The sequence below is a fragment of the Flavobacterium sp. LM5 genome (assembly GCF_002017945.1).
GTDB classification, from domain to species: Bacteria; Bacteroidota; Bacteroidia; order Flavobacteriales; family Flavobacteriaceae; genus Flavobacterium; species Flavobacterium succinicans.
The window spans coordinates 1,497,963-1,512,914 of sequence record NZ_MUFX01000001.1 but is presented as its reverse complement, the minus strand read 5'-3'; the positions used below and the strand labels follow the sequence as shown (position 1 = coordinate 1,512,914).

The following is a 14,952-nucleotide window of genomic DNA, read 5'->3' as shown; positions in this document are numbered from 1 at the left end:
CTGGACAACTCAACCGTTGTCCAATTCTATTTATTTAACAACAAACAATACAGATAATGACCGTAGATTTATTATTAGGATTACAATGGGGAGATGAAGGAAAAGGGAAAATTGTAGACGTACTTACCTCTAATTATGATATCATTGCCCGTTTTCAAGGAGGACCAAATGCAGGACACACCTTGGAATTTGATGGCATCAAACATGTTTTAAGAACAATTCCTTCTGGTATTTTTCATAAAAACTCTATTAACATTATTGGTAATGGTGTAGTAATTGATCCTGTAGTATTTCAAAAAGAAATCGAAGGTTTACAAAAATTTGATTTAGACATCAAAAGCAAGCTAATCATTTCTAGAAAAGCGCATTTGATACTACCTACCCATCGTTTGCTTGATGCTGCTTCTGAAGCGGCCAAAGGAAAAGCAAAAATTGGTTCTACTTTAAAAGGAATTGGCCCAACATACATGGACAAAACAGGTAGAAACGGACTACGTGTTGGTGACATCGAATTAGAAGATTTTGCAGATCGTTACAGAGCCTTGGCTGACAAACACGAAGAAATGATCAAATTCTACGATGTAGCCATCCAATATAATTTAGCCGAAATGGAAGCTGAATTTTTTGAAGCTATTACTGAACTAAAAAAACTAGATTTTATTGATAGTGAAGAATATTTACACCAAGCTCAAAAAGCAGGAAAATCTATTTTGTGCGAAGGTGCTCAAGGTTCTTTGTTAGATGTTGATTTTGGAACCTATCCATTTGTAACTTCATCTAATACTACAGCTGCTGGAGCTTGTACTGGTTTAGGTATTGCACCAAACAAAATCAAAGAAGTATACGGAATTTTCAAAGCGTATGTAACACGTGTAGGAAGTGGCCCTTTTCCAACAGAATTATTTGACGAAGTAGGTGCAACAATGGCCAAAATTGGAAATGAATTTGGATCGGTAACCGGAAGACAAAGACGTTGTGGTTGGTTGGATTTAGTAGCCTTGAAATATGCCGTTCAAGTAAACGGAGTAACCCAATTGATGATGATGAAAGGCGATGTGCTTTCTGGCTTTGAAACCTTAAAAATATGTACCGCTTACCAATATAAAGGTCAAGAAATTGCTCATTTCCCATACAACATCGAACCAGAAAATGTAACTCCTGTATACCAAGAATTCAAAGGATGGGCACAAGATTTGACTGGAATGACTACTTATGAGGAATTACCAAAAGAATTGAAAGAATACATTGAATTCATAGAAAAAGAGGTTGAAGTGCCTATAAAAATAGTTTCTGTTGGACCAGACAGAAAGCAAACTATTTTAAAATAAAAACACCTAACGCTCTGAGATTTCAGAGCGTTTTTTTTGTCAACACAAAAACATCTAAAAGATAATGAACAATCCTAAATACCAAATCAAGAAAACTGAACTTCTATCAGATAACTGGTATGTTTTGAACAAAGTAACCGTTGCCTATCAAAAGAAAGACAAGACTTGGGATACTCAAAAACGAGAGGTGTATGATCGAGGTAATGGGGCTGTTATTTTATTATACAATACACACAAAGGAACGGTTATTTTAACCCGCCAATTTCGATTGCCTACTTACCTGAATGGTAATGCATCAGGCTTACTTATTGAGGCTTGCGCAGGAGTTTTAGATGATGAAAATCCAGAAGCTTGCATTATTCGCGAAATTGAGGAAGAAACTGGTTATCGCCTTTCTAGCGTAAAAAAAATATTCGAATCCTATATGTCTCCGGGAGCCGTTACAGAAATACTATATTTTTTTGTGGGAGAATATGATGCTTCCATGAAAGTAAGCGAGGGCGGCGGATTGGATCAGGAACATGAAGAAATTGAGGTGATTGAAATTCCATTTGATCAAGCGTATCTGATGATTGAAACTGGCGAAATTAAAGATGCCAAAACAATTATGCTCTTGCAATACGCCAAAATCAATTGCTTAATTCCCAACGCAACGAGATTAGCCAATGACTGTAGTCCAGAATAATCGTGAGACCTTATTTTTATTTTATTTGAATTTCTATCCAAAAGTTAATTATTAGCAGTAATTAAATAAAAGACAAAGTGTTACTCGTTCAAACACATATACTACAACAATAACTCATGATAAAAAGGCTATGTTAAACTAAAATTAAGAATGCCGAAAACCATTATTTTAGACCGAAAATAGCTTATTTTTGATAGACTGATCTTTTGTTTTAGCTAAAATTAAATTATATCATGACGGATTTAAAAAATAAAAATGCCCTCATTACTGGGGCTGGAAAAGGAATAGGTAAAGCGATAGCGATAGCCTTGGCCAAAGAAGGTGTTAATGTAGTATTGATGGCCAGAACACAAACAGAGATAGATGAAGTTGCGAAAGAAATCAGCGCATTTGGCGTTAAATCCCTTGCATTGACGGCTGATGTCGCGGATATGCATTCGGTTAATTTGGCTGTTGAAAAAGCGTTAAGCACGTTTAAAACTATCGATATTTTGATTAATAATGCTGGAATTGCTGCTTTTGGCAAATTTTTAGAATTAGAACCCTCAGAATGGGAGCGTATTATTCAAGTGAATTTGATGGGCGTGTATTACGTGACCCGTGCTATTTTGCCCAACATGATCGAAAGACAAACGGGTGATATTATCAACATTTCATCTACAGCAGGGTTAAACGGTAATGCGTTGACCAGTGCATACAGTGCCTCAAAATTTGGGCTTTTAGGCTTGACCGATTCATTGATGCAAGAAATGCGCAAGCACAATATTAGAGTGAGCGCTTTGACACCAAGTACTGTGGCGACAGACATGGCCAAAGAACTGAACCTTACTGACGGTAATCCAGATAAAGTAATGCAAGCTGAAGACATTGCCGAATTGTTGGTGGCACAACTTCAATTGAACCGTCGTGTTTTTATCAAAAACAGCAGTATCTGGTCCACTAATCCTTAAAATTATTAGCGATGAAAAAACATATAGGACAATTAATTTCAATTGAATTTGAAGATTTAAAAGAAATTTTTACTGGCTTTTTAATCGATTATTCCGAAGAATGGATTTTATTACGTAAAAATCCTGTTGATTTTATTCTGGATGGGTTTATACTTCTTAAACACAAAAAAGTAAAAACCATACACCGAGATGAAGAACATGAATTTACCGAAAAAGTAATCCGATTAAAAGGGGAGAAAACTACGACTGACAAAATCATTCCAATTCAAGATTTAGCCTCGATTGTCGCTTTTTTGGATGAAAATTATGGTGTTTTTCAGATTGCCAAAAAATCAACACGCTCCGCATATTTAGGAAAACTCATTGCCCTTAGCAAAGACGAACTGATCCTTGATTTCTTGGACACCCAAGGAGAATTTGGTGGTGAATTGAGTTTTAAACCTGAAAAGATAAGAACTATAGAATTTGACACCGACTATATTAATTCTATCCAGTTAGTGATTCCTGATGAAGAAAATTAAAACTATAAAGCAGAAAAGCCCTTTGAAATAAGGGCTTTTCTATTTTAATTGAAATAAATTATAGTACGAACAGTTAGTTAATAAACTCCATTCGAACACTTCCGTCTTCGTCAATTCGAGTCAATTGAATTTCGTGTAACGTATTCACCAATGCAGGGTCCCAAGGTGTTTTTACTTTTACATAGTTTTCGGTAAAACCGTGAATGTATCCCTCTTTGTTCTCACTTTCGAATAAAACAGTTCGGCTAGTCCCCAATTGACTTTCATAAAACGCACGACGTTTTTTTACCGATAACCCTCGCAACATTTTACTTCGCTTCGCCCGAACGTTATTGGGAACTACACCATCCATAGCAATAGCTTCAGTATTGTCTCGCTCAGAATAGGTAAAAACGTGTAAATAAGAAATATCTAAATCATTCAAAAAATGATAGGTTTCTAGGAAATGCTCATCGGTTTCTCCAGGAAATCCAACGATAACATCTACACCAATACAAGCGTGTGGCATTACTTGACGAATATTGGCTACTCTATCGGTATATACTTCACGAAGGTAACGACGTTTCATTAACTTTAAAATATCGTTACTCCCAGATTGCAAAGGAATATGAAAATGCGGGACAAAGGTTCGACTTTTGGAAACAAAATCAATCGTTTCGTTTTTCAACAAATTGGGTTCGATAGATGAAATACGAAGACGTTCAATTCCCTCCACTTCGTCAAGTGCTTTTACCAAATCAAGGAAGGTGTGTTCGTGTTTTTTGTTCCCAAACTCTCCTTTTCCGTAATCGCCAATATTTACACCTGTAAGCACTATTTCTTTGATCCCTTGCTGTGAAATTTCAGAAGCATTTTTTAATACATTTTCTAAAGCATCACTTCTAGAAATTCCTCTCGCAAGCGGAATGGTACAATAGGTACATTTGTAATCGCAACCGTCTTGTACTTTAAGAAAAGCGCGCGTTCTATCACCAATTGAATAACTGCCTACATAAAAATCGGCTTCGGCAATTTCGCATGAATGCACTTGACCAAAATCGTTTTTGGACAAATCGTTGATGTAATCGTTTAGTTTGAATTTTTCTGTGGCACCCAGAACCAAATCTACGCCTTCCACATCGGCGAGTTCTTCTGGTTTTAATTGTGCATAACAACCCACAGCGGCTACAAAGGCTTTATCATTCAGCTTCATCGCTTTGCGCACGACTTGCTTGAATTGTTTGTCTGCATTTTCTGTAACTGAGCAAGTATTTATAACATACATATCGGCTACTTCTTCAAAATCCACTCTTTCAAAGCCTTCTTCTTGAAGATTTCTCGCTATGGTTGACGTTTCTGAAAAGTTCAATTTACAACCCAGCGTATAGAAGGCTACACGTTTTTTATTTTCCATAAGATAGCTCAATTAATGAAATCGTTGTCAAAAAATTGAGGGTGCAAATTTACATATAAATTCTAAGAATTAAAAATGAAGCAGTTAGATAATTTAAACACTAAAGCACTAAAAAATCCGCTAATTTTTATTTATTACAATGAAAAACAGCGGATTTTTTAAATCTTAATAAAAGAGTAGCCTTTATCCTAACCTAAAATAAAGCGTTCGATAACCTCAGCTACGCCGTGATTATTATTCGAAGCTACAACAATATCTCCAAAACCTCTCAATTCGGGAGTTACATTATCCACCCAAACGCCTAATCCCGCATATTGAATCATGGTCAAATCGTTTCCTGCATTGCCTACTGCAATAATTTCGCTTTGTTCAATACCTAATCTTTTGGCTAAAAATTGAATACTTGCGGCTTTATCAATGCCATTAGGGGCAACTTCCAAAAAGAAAGGTTTCGACATAGAAACGCTTAAATCAGGCATTGCTTGTTTCAAATCGCTCTCTACCGTTTTCAAATAAGAAGGGTCTTCTAGTAAAATACATTTTACTGCATTGGAAGTGACAGCCGCTTTAAAATCAGGAACCAAATCATGCGGCATACCCGTTATGCTTCGTTCAACCTCAATAAATTCAGAGTGGGTTTCGCTTACAATCGTATTATTAATATACGTAATGATATGCGTTTTCGCCTTCAGACTATAATCATGTAGTTCGTGAATTTGCTCCTTGGTCAGCGATTGTTCAAAAATTACCGTATCGTCTTTTAAATCGGTAACTACGGCACCATTAAAGGAAATCATATAATTATTCTGCAAATCATTCGCAAAATGTGTCATCGCTGGCGTAGGTCTTCCTGATGCTAAAACCACTTCAACACCCTTTTCTTGTGCCATAGCAATCATGGCTCGATTCTCTTTAGAAATGGTATGATTATCTGTCAACAGCGTGTCATCCATATCTAAAACTAGCATTTTGTATTTCATAACTTATGGAAACAATTTAAATACTCATTCTAAAATCCTCGATAACTGGATTCGCCTTAGCAAAATCTGTTTCTTGAATAAAAATTTCAATGGCCAAATCGGAACCACCAAATCCACCCAAACGAGCCGATTGAATATTGTCTTTTTTTACGGTTTCGATTCCCGCTGTTTCTAATTTTTCTTGTAAGGCTAGTGCTAATATTTCACTGCCTGAAAACACTTTCATTAATCCCATACTGTTTTATGTTTGTTGTTGAGGGTTGGTGGTTAACTGTTTGTGGTTTATGGTTTGTTGTTAGTAGTTTGTTGTAAGTAGTTTGTTGTAAGTAGTTTGTTGTTGAGGGGTTGTTGTTGAGTTCAAATTTAAGCGCAAAGGTTCTATTCCAATGTCATTAAGTTAAGAGATTTTAGATTGTAGAGTAACGATTCTTGATTTTAGATTTTGGAGCAAGTGAGTGAAAATTATATAATTTTCAGCATCTTATACATCAGCTATCAAAAATTGTTACTCAAAAATCAGTAATCAAATTATTGATTATTCCTTAACTTAATGACATTGGGTTCTATTCTGAGGTCTGCTTTCTTAAATCTCACGTCTAAAATCTATTCTGTATCTTCTTCCTCCTCTTCCTCTTCTTCATCGAAATCAAACTCAAAAGGTTCGATTAGCATTTTCTCTGCCAACAAATCAATTCGTTCCGTAATTTGTTCCGCAAAAATGATACGTTGCGTTTTGGCAATACTGTTTGAAATACGCATAATCTTGGTTTCGTGACGTAATTTCAACATAGGATCAGTGTCATCAATGATGAACATTTTTAAACGATTGACATTGTAACCTGCAGAGGAAAACATTTCATTCAATCGATTAGGTGTACCAATCAAAACATCGATACCTGTGGATATGTAATTTTTGTCATAGTCCATATCGCCTTTATCGTGTACTCCGTATACTTCTAACTTGGCATATCGATTGTATTTATCAAAAAGCTCTTCCATTGCCAACACTTTGGCTTTGTCTTCAACTACGATAAGTGCTCTTGGAGATTCTTCATTGGCACCCGCCAAACGCTGAATTACATTGATAACAATAGTCGTTGTTTTTCCGCTTGCTTTTGGTGCAATGATCAAACAATCTGCACCACTTTTTAGCGTAGAAAAAGTCTCTTGCTGCATAGCATTGGCTTCTACTAAACCATTTTCTATCAATGCTTTTTGAAGATTCTCGTTTATTTTTTTTAGTTTCATTTGTCCTTATTGAAAAATTGAAGAATTGAAAATTGAAAGATTTATTGCATTTATTAATCTTTACATTTTTCAATCTTCAAATCATTAAATTTATTTTGAAGCAAACAACTTCACATCCGTTTCAGAGATTTCGGTTCCTCCCAGAATTATTAAGCGTTCCACTACATTGCGTAACTCTCGTATGTTTCCTGTCCAATCGTATTCTTGAAGCAAGCTAATGGCTGCCTCCGAGAATTTTTTCACAGCATTGCCTTGTTCTGAAGCAATTTTCTCTGCAAAATGTGTAACCAACATCGGAATATCGGTGCGACGTTCATTCAACGCAGGAACTTTTATTAATATAACCGCCAAACGGTGGTACAAATCTTCTCTAAAACGACCTTCGGCAATCTCTTGTTTCAAGTCTTTGTTGGTTGCAGCTACCACACGAACATCCACTTTAATGTCTTTATCGGCTCCCACTCTCGTAATCATACTTTCTTGCAACGCACGCAACACTTTGGCTTGAGCCGAAAGACTCATATCACCAATCTCGTCCAAGAAAATAGTGCCTTTATCCGCTGCTTCAAACTTTCCTGCACGGTCTTTCACTGCCGAGGTGAAAGCGCCTTTTACGTGTCCAAACAACTCACTTTCTATCAATTCTGATGGAATAGCAGCACAGTTCACTTCGATTAAAGGAAAACTAGCACGTTCACTTTTCTCGTGCAATTGATGAGCTACTAATTCTTTTCCCGTCCCGTTAGGTCCTGTGATTAATACTCTGGCTTCGGTAGGAGCTACTTTATCAATCATCATTTTGATATGATTAATAGCTTCGCTCTCGCCAATCATTTCGTAGTTTTTGCTAACTTTTTTCTTTAGAATTTTATTCTCAACTACCAATTTTTTGCGGTCCAAGGCATTGCGAACCGTATTCAACAATCGATTCAAATCAGGCGGTTTTGAGATATAATCAAAAGCTCCCAAACGCATCGTATTGATGGCCGTTTCCATATCGCCGTGTCCTGAAATCATCACCATTGGAATTTCAGGTTTGATTTTTTTGACAGCCTCCAATACTTCCACACCGTCTAATTTTGGCATTTTGATATCGCAAAGCACCAAATCATAATCGGTATTTTTTATTTTCTCTAAACCTACAGCACCGTCTTCAGCTTCGTCTACTTGATACGAATCATTTTCTTCTGAAAGGATTTTTACCAAAACCCTACGAATCGCTGCTTCGTCTTCTATAATTAATATTTTACTCATTCTTAACAATTTTCAAATTTTAAAAATTCCAAATTCCAATAGTTGGATTTTGGGATTTACTTTTTGGAATTTAATACTTCAACCACTTATACAATTCTTTCCAACTTGGTTTTTTACCGTACATCAAAATACCCACGCGATAAATTTTGGATGCAAACCAAACTACCAATAAAAACGTTCCGAATAAAAGTACTATCGAAAGCAAAATTTGCCACAAAGGTACGCCAAAAGGAATACGCATTAGCATCACGATTGGCGATGTCAAAGGCACAATCGAGAAAATGGTGGCTACCGTGCCGTGAGGGTCATTGATTACCGTAAAAAACCCGATGTAAACACCCAAAATTAAAGGCATAATAATCGGTAGCAAAAACTGTTGTGAATCGGTTTCGTTGTCAACCGCAGCACCGATGGCAGCATAAAAGGAACTGTACAAAAAGTACCCTCCAATGAAATAAATCACAAAACAAGTCAGCAAAGTCCCAATCGGAAGATTCCATAATTCAGCTATATACAATTGCGCCGTATTGGCTAATTCATGCTGAGCAGCTTGCATCACTGCAGGAGGCACTTTGGCAGTTGGACCTAAATCGACACCAAAAAACAAAGAAGCACCAAATAACAATCCTAAACCTATAATCGCCCAAATTAAAAACTGAAGAATACCTGCCAATGAAGTTCCAATGATTTTACCCATCATCAACTGAAAAGGTTTTACCGAAGAAATAATGATTTCGATGATACGATTGGTTTTCTCTTCGATTACGCTTCGCATCACCATATTGCCATAAATCACAATAAACATCATGATCAAATACCCAAAAGCACCACCAATGGCAATTTTAATTTCATTCAATCCTTTCAAACTTTCCTCGCCTGAGGCTTTACTCAAACTGATGTTGATATTGGACTGCGCTTTATGTATCGCCACAGTATCCAATTTTGCGGCTTGAAAATTGAGTTGGGTGATTTTTTGATCTAATACTTTTTGGACTCCTTCGATAAAAAGAATGCTAGGACTATCATTTGAGATGTATTGAATTTTCTTCTCCAAATCGGCAATTGACGTGGTTTTTGGAATGGCTAGCAAACCGTCAAAACGTTCAGAGGTTATACTGTCTTTGAGTGCTTTCACTTCCAAAACTGACAAATCCAAATACTGGAATTCGCTATCTTTTTTATTTTTGGCCATAAAATCGGCAACAAACAAACCTGTTTCGTCGTGAATCGCAATCTGTTTAGTATCAGCCTTCATGGACGCCAAATAGCTAACAAAAGCGGCAATTCCAACAAACAAAAGTGGACTCAAAAAAGTCATCACGATAAAGGATTTGTTGCGCACCTTGGCAATAAATTCTCTTTTTATAATCAACGAAATCATACTCATATAGTTAGTTTTATAGGTCTTACTATCAATCGTGTGGTTTTAAAATTAAAATTTTTATTTCTTTGAACCATTAAGTAATTAAGTTTCATTAAGCAATCGCAACCTTAATATTCTTAATGGTAAAAAAACTTTTTCCTTACCCACACAATTCATGGTAATACTTGTTTAAAAATTTAAAACTTAAATTCCAATACTTTTGATATTTGGAATTTTAAAATTTCAAAAGATTATTTTTCAGTTACAGTTTTAATAAAGATATCGTTCACACTTGGGATTTTTTCCACAAAATGCGTCACTTGACCACGTTGAGTAAGGACTTGCAACAACTCATTTGGTGTCCCAGTACCTAGCTGAATTTCTAATTTCAATTCTTGATTCAAAGACTTGAAATTGGCTGGGCCCACGGTAAATTTTTGCGTCAAATCATACATTAAGCCTTCGACATTATCCGTCAAAATACCCACTTCAAAACTATTAGAGCGGTATTGGCGTTTTACTTCTTCCAATTTTCCTTCTATGAGTTTATTCGATTTATGAATCAAAGCGATATGGTCACACAATTCCTCTACACTTTCCATTCTATGGGTTGAGAAAATAATGGTCGTACCTTTTTCCTTTAATCCTAAAATCTCATCTTTGATAATATTAGCATTCACAGGGTCAAAACCTGAAAACGGCTCATCAAAAATCAACAATTTGGGTTGGTGCAACACACACACCACAAACTGAATCTTTTGTGCCATTCCTTTTGACAACTCCTCGATTTTCTTATTCCACCAGCCTTTGATGTCTAATTTCTCAAACCAATAGTCCAACTGAATTTTAGCTTCTTTTTTAGAAAGCCCTTTCAGTTGCGCCAAATACAAACACTGCTCGCCTACTTTCATCGATTTGTACAAACCTCTCTCTTCGGGAAGATACCCGATGTGTTGAATGTGATGGGGTTGCAGTTTTTCACCATCCAAAAGTACTTCACCACTATCGGGCAACGTAATCTGATTGATGATACGAATTAAAGAGGTTTTTCCGGCACCATTAGGTCCTAATAAACCATAAATACTGCCTTTGGGTATCGAAAGCGAAACGGAATTAAGCGCCACATAATCGCCATATTGTTTCACTACATTTTTTACCTCGAGAATACTACTCATAGCTTGATTTTTAGAATTGCAAAAATAGGTAATTAGTAGTCAACAACGCCCAATTGTTACAGAAAATGCCGCTTTTTACAGCAATAAAACTAGACGAACTTCAACTCTAAACTTGAAGTCGTTTCCTGTTTTTTGGGAGCAGCACGAATCGATATTTCAAGCACGAGTCGTCCCGCTTTCCGTTGCAATCTTTGCTGCCGAACCCCGGCATCAAAGGATTTCCACTACAATCGGGGCTAAAAAGTACATTTTACTATTTCAATTACCTTTTTAATACCAACCAGATTTGAACCGCAAATTCGCAAATTATCACAACTGTAAACACTTTCAAAATTTGCGAATCTGCGGTAATCAAAAAATATACTTTAAAAAAAATAATTTGCGAATTTGCGGTAATCCAATTTTAAAAAACTAAACGACAAAAAAATCCCCGTGCTACAAAAACACAGGGATTAGTATAAAATAAGATTAAAAAAATTAAGAAAACATATCTTTAACTTTCTCAAAGAATGATTTGTCTGATTTTTCAGGATGCGGGGTGAAATTATCGTCGTTCAACGCATTTTCAAAGAATTGTTTTTGTTCTTTGGTCAATGTTTTTGGTGTCCAAACATTCACGTGAACTAATAAATCGCCACTTCCGTAACCATTGATACTTGGAATTCCTTTTCCTTTCAAACGCAATATTTTTCCAGATTGAATCCCTTCTTCTAATTTGATACGCACTTTGCCATTCACCGCTTCGATATCTTTAGAAATACCCAAAACCGCTTCCGCAAAACTGATGTACAAATCGTAGTGTAAATTCTCTCCTTCACGTTTCAAGAACTCGTGCTCTAACTCTTCAATCGCTACAATCAAATCACCAGGTATACTATTTCCAGGAGCATCATTTCCTTTTCCAGAAACTTTCAATTGCATACCGTCAACTACACCAGCTGGAATTTTGATAGAAACCGTTTCGTCTTCTAAAATCATTCCCTGTGCATCGGCATTGTTTGGTTTTTTATCCAAAATTTGTCCAGAACCTCCACAAGACGGACAAGTTGACGCCGATTGCATACGACCCAAAATAGTATTGGTCACACGCATCACTTGACCTTGACCGTTACAAGTAGAACAGGTTTTATAAGAAACACCAGGCGCTTGTACCTTACGCTTAACTTTTACTTTTTTCTCAACACCATTGGCAATTTCTTCCAATGTCAATTTGACTTTAATTCGCATGTTGCTTCCTTTGGCACGACGAGGACCTCCGCCTCCGCCTCCGAAACCACCAAAGCCACCTCCGAAAATATCTCCGAATTGACTAAAAATATCATCCATATTCATACCGCCATGACCACCGCCATAACCTCCAGCTCCATCAAAAGCTTGGTGACCGTATTGATCGTATTTGGCTTTCTTTTGCGGATCGCTTAATACTTCATACGCTTCGGCAGCCAATTTGAATTGCTCCTCGGCTGCAGGATTGTCAGGATTTTTGTCAGGGTGAAATTCTATGGCCTTTTTTCGGTAAGCCTTTTTGATTTCAGCCTCCGAAGCACTTTTAGATACGCCTAATATTTCGTAAAAATCTTTTTTCATTTTTAAATTGTGCTATTATATTCAGCTACAAATGTGCTAACTTGAATGTTGATTTATTGTCCTATAACCACTTTTGGAAAACGAATAATTTTATCGCCTAATTTGTATCCTTTTTCCAATACATCCACAATTTTTCCTTTTAAATCGTCAGATGGTGCTGGGATTTGAGTAATTGCCTCAGCAAAATCAGCGTTAAAAGCGTCACCTGCATTTACATCCACTACTTCTAATCCTTTGGCCACCAAAGTTCCTTTCAACTTCTCGTGAATCAACTCTACCCCTTTAGTCAATAACTCATCTTCTGACTTATTGATTTCTACCATAGCACGATCAAAATCGTCCAAAACAGGCAACAAAGCCAATAAAACTTCTTGATTGGCTGTTTTGAATAACTCAATACGCTCCTTTGTAGTACGTCTTTTGTAGTTTTCAAACTCAGCGAACAAGCGCAAAAATTTATCTTTTTCTTTGGCTAAATCTTGTGCCAATTGTTCTTCAACACTTAATTCTTCAATGATAAGTTGCTCTCCATTTGCATTATTCTCTAACGTTGCGTCATCTATTTCTTGATCGAACTCTGTATTTTCAGTAGTCATATTGCTTTTATTTTTAAAAAAATTTTTAAACATCCTTTTTTGATTCTTTTCAACTATTCTCAAAAGTATTGCCAAAATGCCAAAAATGCCAAATTGTCATAACAACAACTAGATAATAAACATCAGAAAAAACACCTATTGCATTCATTTTTACACACTTATTATAAATTTAATATATTTTTAAGAGTATCTTGAAATAGTTTGCCTAAATTTGCTTATTATTTATCAGAATAGTTGTTTTTGTAACACAAAATATATTTCGGTTTTTAGTTAATTATTAATTCAGCATTGTTTATAATAAAAAAAGCTTCGTTTAAACAAACGAAGCTTTTTTTTGGTCTCAACCTATTACAAAAGATGGTTTTTTAATCCTTCATAATCCAAGAACACTTGTTCACCTGTACTTAGATTTTTCAAAGCAAACGTCTTGGATTCAATTTCTTGTGTTCCCAAAATCACGGCATAGCCAATACCTCTTTTATCTGCGTACTGCAATTGTTTGCCCATTTTTACTGCATCAGGATACAATTCTACTTTAATTCCTTCTGCTCTAAGCTTTTGAATGGTTTGCATTGCCACAAAAGCTTCGGTTTCGCCATAATTCACAAACAATGCTTTCGAAGTTGCCGACACAGTATCTGGGAACAATCCCAATTCTTCTACAACCAAATAAATTCGGTCTAAACCAAATGAAATCCCGACACCACTCATGTTTTTCAAACCAAAAATACCCGTTAAATCGTCATATCTTCCGCCACCACCAATGGAACCCATGGAAACAGTCTTAGGAGGAGCGATTTCAAAAATAGCTCCTGTATAATAATTCAATCCTCTGGCCAAAGTCACATCCAAATCCAATTGAGCGGTAGCTAATCCGAGTTGGGTTACTTTTTCGCAAATGAATTGTAATTCTTCAACACCTTTCATCCCTTCTACCGAAGCAGAAAGCAATTGTGACAATTGGTTGATTTTCTCTGCAATAGTTCCTGTAAAACTAAACAAAGGTTGCACTTTAGCAATCGCTTCTTCAGAAATGCCTTTTTCGATCATTTCTTTCTTTACGCCGTCTTCGCCAATTTTATCTAGTTTGTCCAATGCCACGGTAAAATCAATCAGCTTGTCCGAAGCTCCAATCACCTCAGCAATGCCAGATAAAATTTTACGATTGTTGATTTTGATCGTCACGCCTTCTAATCCTAAAGCCGTAAAAACGGTGTCATACAATTGTACCAACTCCACTTCTTGCCACAAGGATTTGGAACCTACCACATCGGCATCGCACTGAAAAAATTCTCTGAAACGTCCTTTTTGTGGACGGTCGGCGCGCCAAACAGGCTGAATTTGATAGCGTTTGAACGGAAATTCGATTTCACTTTGGTGTTGTACCACGTATCGCGCAAAAGGAACGGTCAAATCATAACGCAAGGCTTTTTCGGAAATACTCGCCGTCAATTTTAAACTGTCTTTGTTCTCTAAATGCGTCGCATTGGCTTTTGACAAATAATCTCCAGAATTCAAGATTTTAAAAATCAAGCGGTCGCCTTCTTCGCCATATTTCCCCATCAAAGTATCTGAGTTCTCGAAGGAAGGAGTTTCTATAGGTTGAAAGCCAAATTTCTCAAAATTGCTTTTTATCGTTTGAATAATATATTGTCTTTTGGCCACTTCGGCTGGCGAAAAATCGCGTGTTCCTTTGGGTATACTGGGTTTTGAAGCCATTGTAAAATGAATTTTCAATTAAGATTGCAAATATCTTACTTTTTAAAAGAATTCCCATTCAAAAATAATGGGTTTATTACTATAGTGCATTTTTCTTGTAGCAACGCAGTCCTTTTGTGGATGTGTAACTATTCCGTTTTTAGGAGACATTAA

14 protein-coding genes are annotated in these 14,952 nt (G+C 36.3%); 4 read left to right on the top strand and 10 right to left on the bottom strand.

What is annotated here, in order from left to right; all coding sequences use genetic code 11:
- Window positions 1-56: 56 nt before the first annotated feature.
- From BXU11_RS06405 to BXU11_RS06390, 4 genes are all read left to right on the top strand, one after another.
- Window positions 57-1,328, top strand: coding sequence for an adenylosuccinate synthase (locus BXU11_RS06405; RefSeq protein ID WP_078211398.1), 1,272 nt, complete (start codon window positions 57-59; stop codon window positions 1,326-1,328).
- A 64-nt stretch (window positions 1,329-1,392) separates the two neighbouring features.
- Window positions 1,393-2,013 (top strand): GDP-mannose pyrophosphatase NudK, encoded by a 621-nt coding sequence (gene nudK / locus BXU11_RS06400; protein WP_078211397.1) that lies wholly within the window; start codon window positions 1,393-1,395, stop codon window positions 2,011-2,013.
- Window positions 2,014-2,246: 233 nt separating this feature from the next.
- Window positions 2,247-2,963 (top strand): 3-ketoacyl-ACP reductase, encoded by a 717-nt coding sequence (locus tag BXU11_RS06395; protein ID WP_024981186.1) that lies wholly within the window; start codon window positions 2,247-2,249, stop codon window positions 2,961-2,963.
- 11 nt (window positions 2,964-2,974) lie between these two features.
- Entirely contained in the window at window positions 2,975-3,484 is a 510-nt protein-coding gene (locus BXU11_RS06390) for a hypothetical protein (RefSeq protein WP_024981187.1), read from the top strand.
- 73 nt (window positions 3,485-3,557) lie between these two features.
- Here the strand turns inward: BXU11_RS06390 and mtaB are convergent, their stop codons facing one another.
- The 10 genes from mtaB to hisS form a co-directional block, all read right to left on the bottom strand.
- Complete coding sequence (gene mtaB, locus BXU11_RS06385; RefSeq protein WP_078211396.1) at window positions 3,558-4,877, bottom strand: tRNA (N(6)-L-threonylcarbamoyladenosine(37)-C(2))-methylthiotransferase MtaB; 1,320 nt, start codon at window positions 4,875-4,877, stop codon at window positions 3,558-3,560.
- A 188-nt stretch (window positions 4,878-5,065) separates the two neighbouring features.
- On the bottom strand, window positions 5,066-5,857 hold the full coding sequence (locus BXU11_RS06380) for a Cof-type HAD-IIB family hydrolase (RefSeq protein ID WP_078211395.1): 792 nt from the start codon (window positions 5,855-5,857) through the stop codon (window positions 5,066-5,068).
- 16 nt (window positions 5,858-5,873) lie between these two features.
- Entirely contained in the window at window positions 5,874-6,092 is a 219-nt protein-coding gene (locus BXU11_RS06375; RefSeq protein WP_024981189.1) for a putative signal transducing protein, read from the bottom strand.
- Between the two features lie 368 nt (window positions 6,093-6,460).
- Complete coding sequence (locus BXU11_RS06370; protein WP_078211394.1) at window positions 6,461-7,105, bottom strand: DEAD/DEAH box helicase; 645 nt, start codon at window positions 7,103-7,105, stop codon at window positions 6,461-6,463.
- A gap of 90 nt (window positions 7,106-7,195) precedes the next feature.
- On the bottom strand, window positions 7,196-8,359 hold the full coding sequence (locus tag BXU11_RS06365; protein ID WP_078211393.1) for a sigma-54 dependent transcriptional regulator: 1,164 nt from the start codon (window positions 8,357-8,359) through the stop codon (window positions 7,196-7,198).
- A gap of 70 nt (window positions 8,360-8,429) precedes the next feature.
- A complete protein-coding gene (locus BXU11_RS06360) occupies window positions 8,430-9,746 on the bottom strand; it encodes an ABC transporter permease (protein ID WP_024981192.1) in 1,317 nt (438 codons plus the stop codon).
- Window positions 9,747-9,973: 227 nt separating this feature from the next.
- On the bottom strand, window positions 9,974-10,897 hold the full coding sequence (locus BXU11_RS06355) for an ABC transporter ATP-binding protein (protein WP_024981193.1): 924 nt from the start codon (window positions 10,895-10,897) through the stop codon (window positions 9,974-9,976).
- A 477-nt stretch (window positions 10,898-11,374) separates the two neighbouring features.
- Entirely contained in the window at window positions 11,375-12,484 is a 1,110-nt protein-coding gene (gene dnaJ, locus BXU11_RS06350; protein WP_024981194.1) for a molecular chaperone DnaJ, read from the bottom strand.
- A 53-nt stretch (window positions 12,485-12,537) separates the two neighbouring features.
- Window positions 12,538-13,113: a nucleotide exchange factor GrpE gene (locus tag BXU11_RS06345; RefSeq protein WP_078211392.1), complete on the bottom strand. Its 576-nt coding sequence runs from the start codon at window positions 13,111-13,113 to the stop codon at window positions 12,538-12,540.
- A gap of 315 nt (window positions 13,114-13,428) precedes the next feature.
- Entirely contained in the window at window positions 13,429-14,799 is a 1,371-nt protein-coding gene (hisS, locus tag BXU11_RS06340; RefSeq protein WP_078211391.1) for a histidine--tRNA ligase, read from the bottom strand.
- Window positions 14,800-14,952: the final 153 nt, after the last annotated feature.

Coding starts and splice junctions, on each gene's coding strand:
- BXU11_RS06405 (WP_078211398.1), top strand. CDS start 57: ATGACCGTAGATTTATTATTAGGATTACAATGGGGAGATGAAGGAAAA.
- nudK (WP_078211397.1), top strand. CDS start 1,393: ATGAACAATCCTAAATACCAAATCAAGAAAACTGAACTTCTATCAGAT.
- BXU11_RS06395 (WP_024981186.1), top strand. CDS start 2,247: ATGACGGATTTAAAAAATAAAAATGCCCTCATTACTGGGGCTGGAAAA.
- BXU11_RS06390 (WP_024981187.1), top strand. CDS start 2,975: ATGAAAAAACATATAGGACAATTAATTTCAATTGAATTTGAAGATTTA.
- mtaB (WP_078211396.1), bottom strand. CDS start 4,877: ATGGAAAATAAAAAACGTGTAGCCTTCTATACGCTGGGTTGTAAATTG.
- BXU11_RS06380 (WP_078211395.1), bottom strand. CDS start 5,857: ATGAAATACAAAATGCTAGTTTTAGATATGGATGACACGCTGTTGACA.
- BXU11_RS06375 (WP_024981189.1), bottom strand. CDS start 6,092: ATGGGATTAATGAAAGTGTTTTCAGGCAGTGAAATATTAGCACTAGCC.
- BXU11_RS06370 (WP_078211394.1), bottom strand. CDS start 7,105: ATGAAACTAAAAAAAATAAACGAGAATCTTCAAAAAGCATTGATAGAA.
- BXU11_RS06365 (WP_078211393.1), bottom strand. CDS start 8,359: ATGAGTAAAATATTAATTATAGAAGACGAAGCAGCGATTCGTAGGGTT.
- BXU11_RS06360 (WP_024981192.1), bottom strand. CDS start 9,746: ATGAGTATGATTTCGTTGATTATAAAAAGAGAATTTATTGCCAAGGTG.
- BXU11_RS06355 (WP_024981193.1), bottom strand. CDS start 10,897: ATGAGTAGTATTCTCGAGGTAAAAAATGTAGTGAAACAATATGGCGAT.
- dnaJ (WP_024981194.1), bottom strand. CDS start 12,484: ATGAAAAAAGATTTTTACGAAATATTAGGCGTATCTAAAAGTGCTTCG.
- BXU11_RS06345 (WP_078211392.1), bottom strand. CDS start 13,113: ATGTTTAAAAATTTTTTTAAAAATAAAAGCAATATGACTACTGAAAAT.
- hisS (WP_078211391.1), bottom strand. CDS start 14,799: ATGGCTTCAAAACCCAGTATACCCAAAGGAACACGCGATTTTTCGCCA.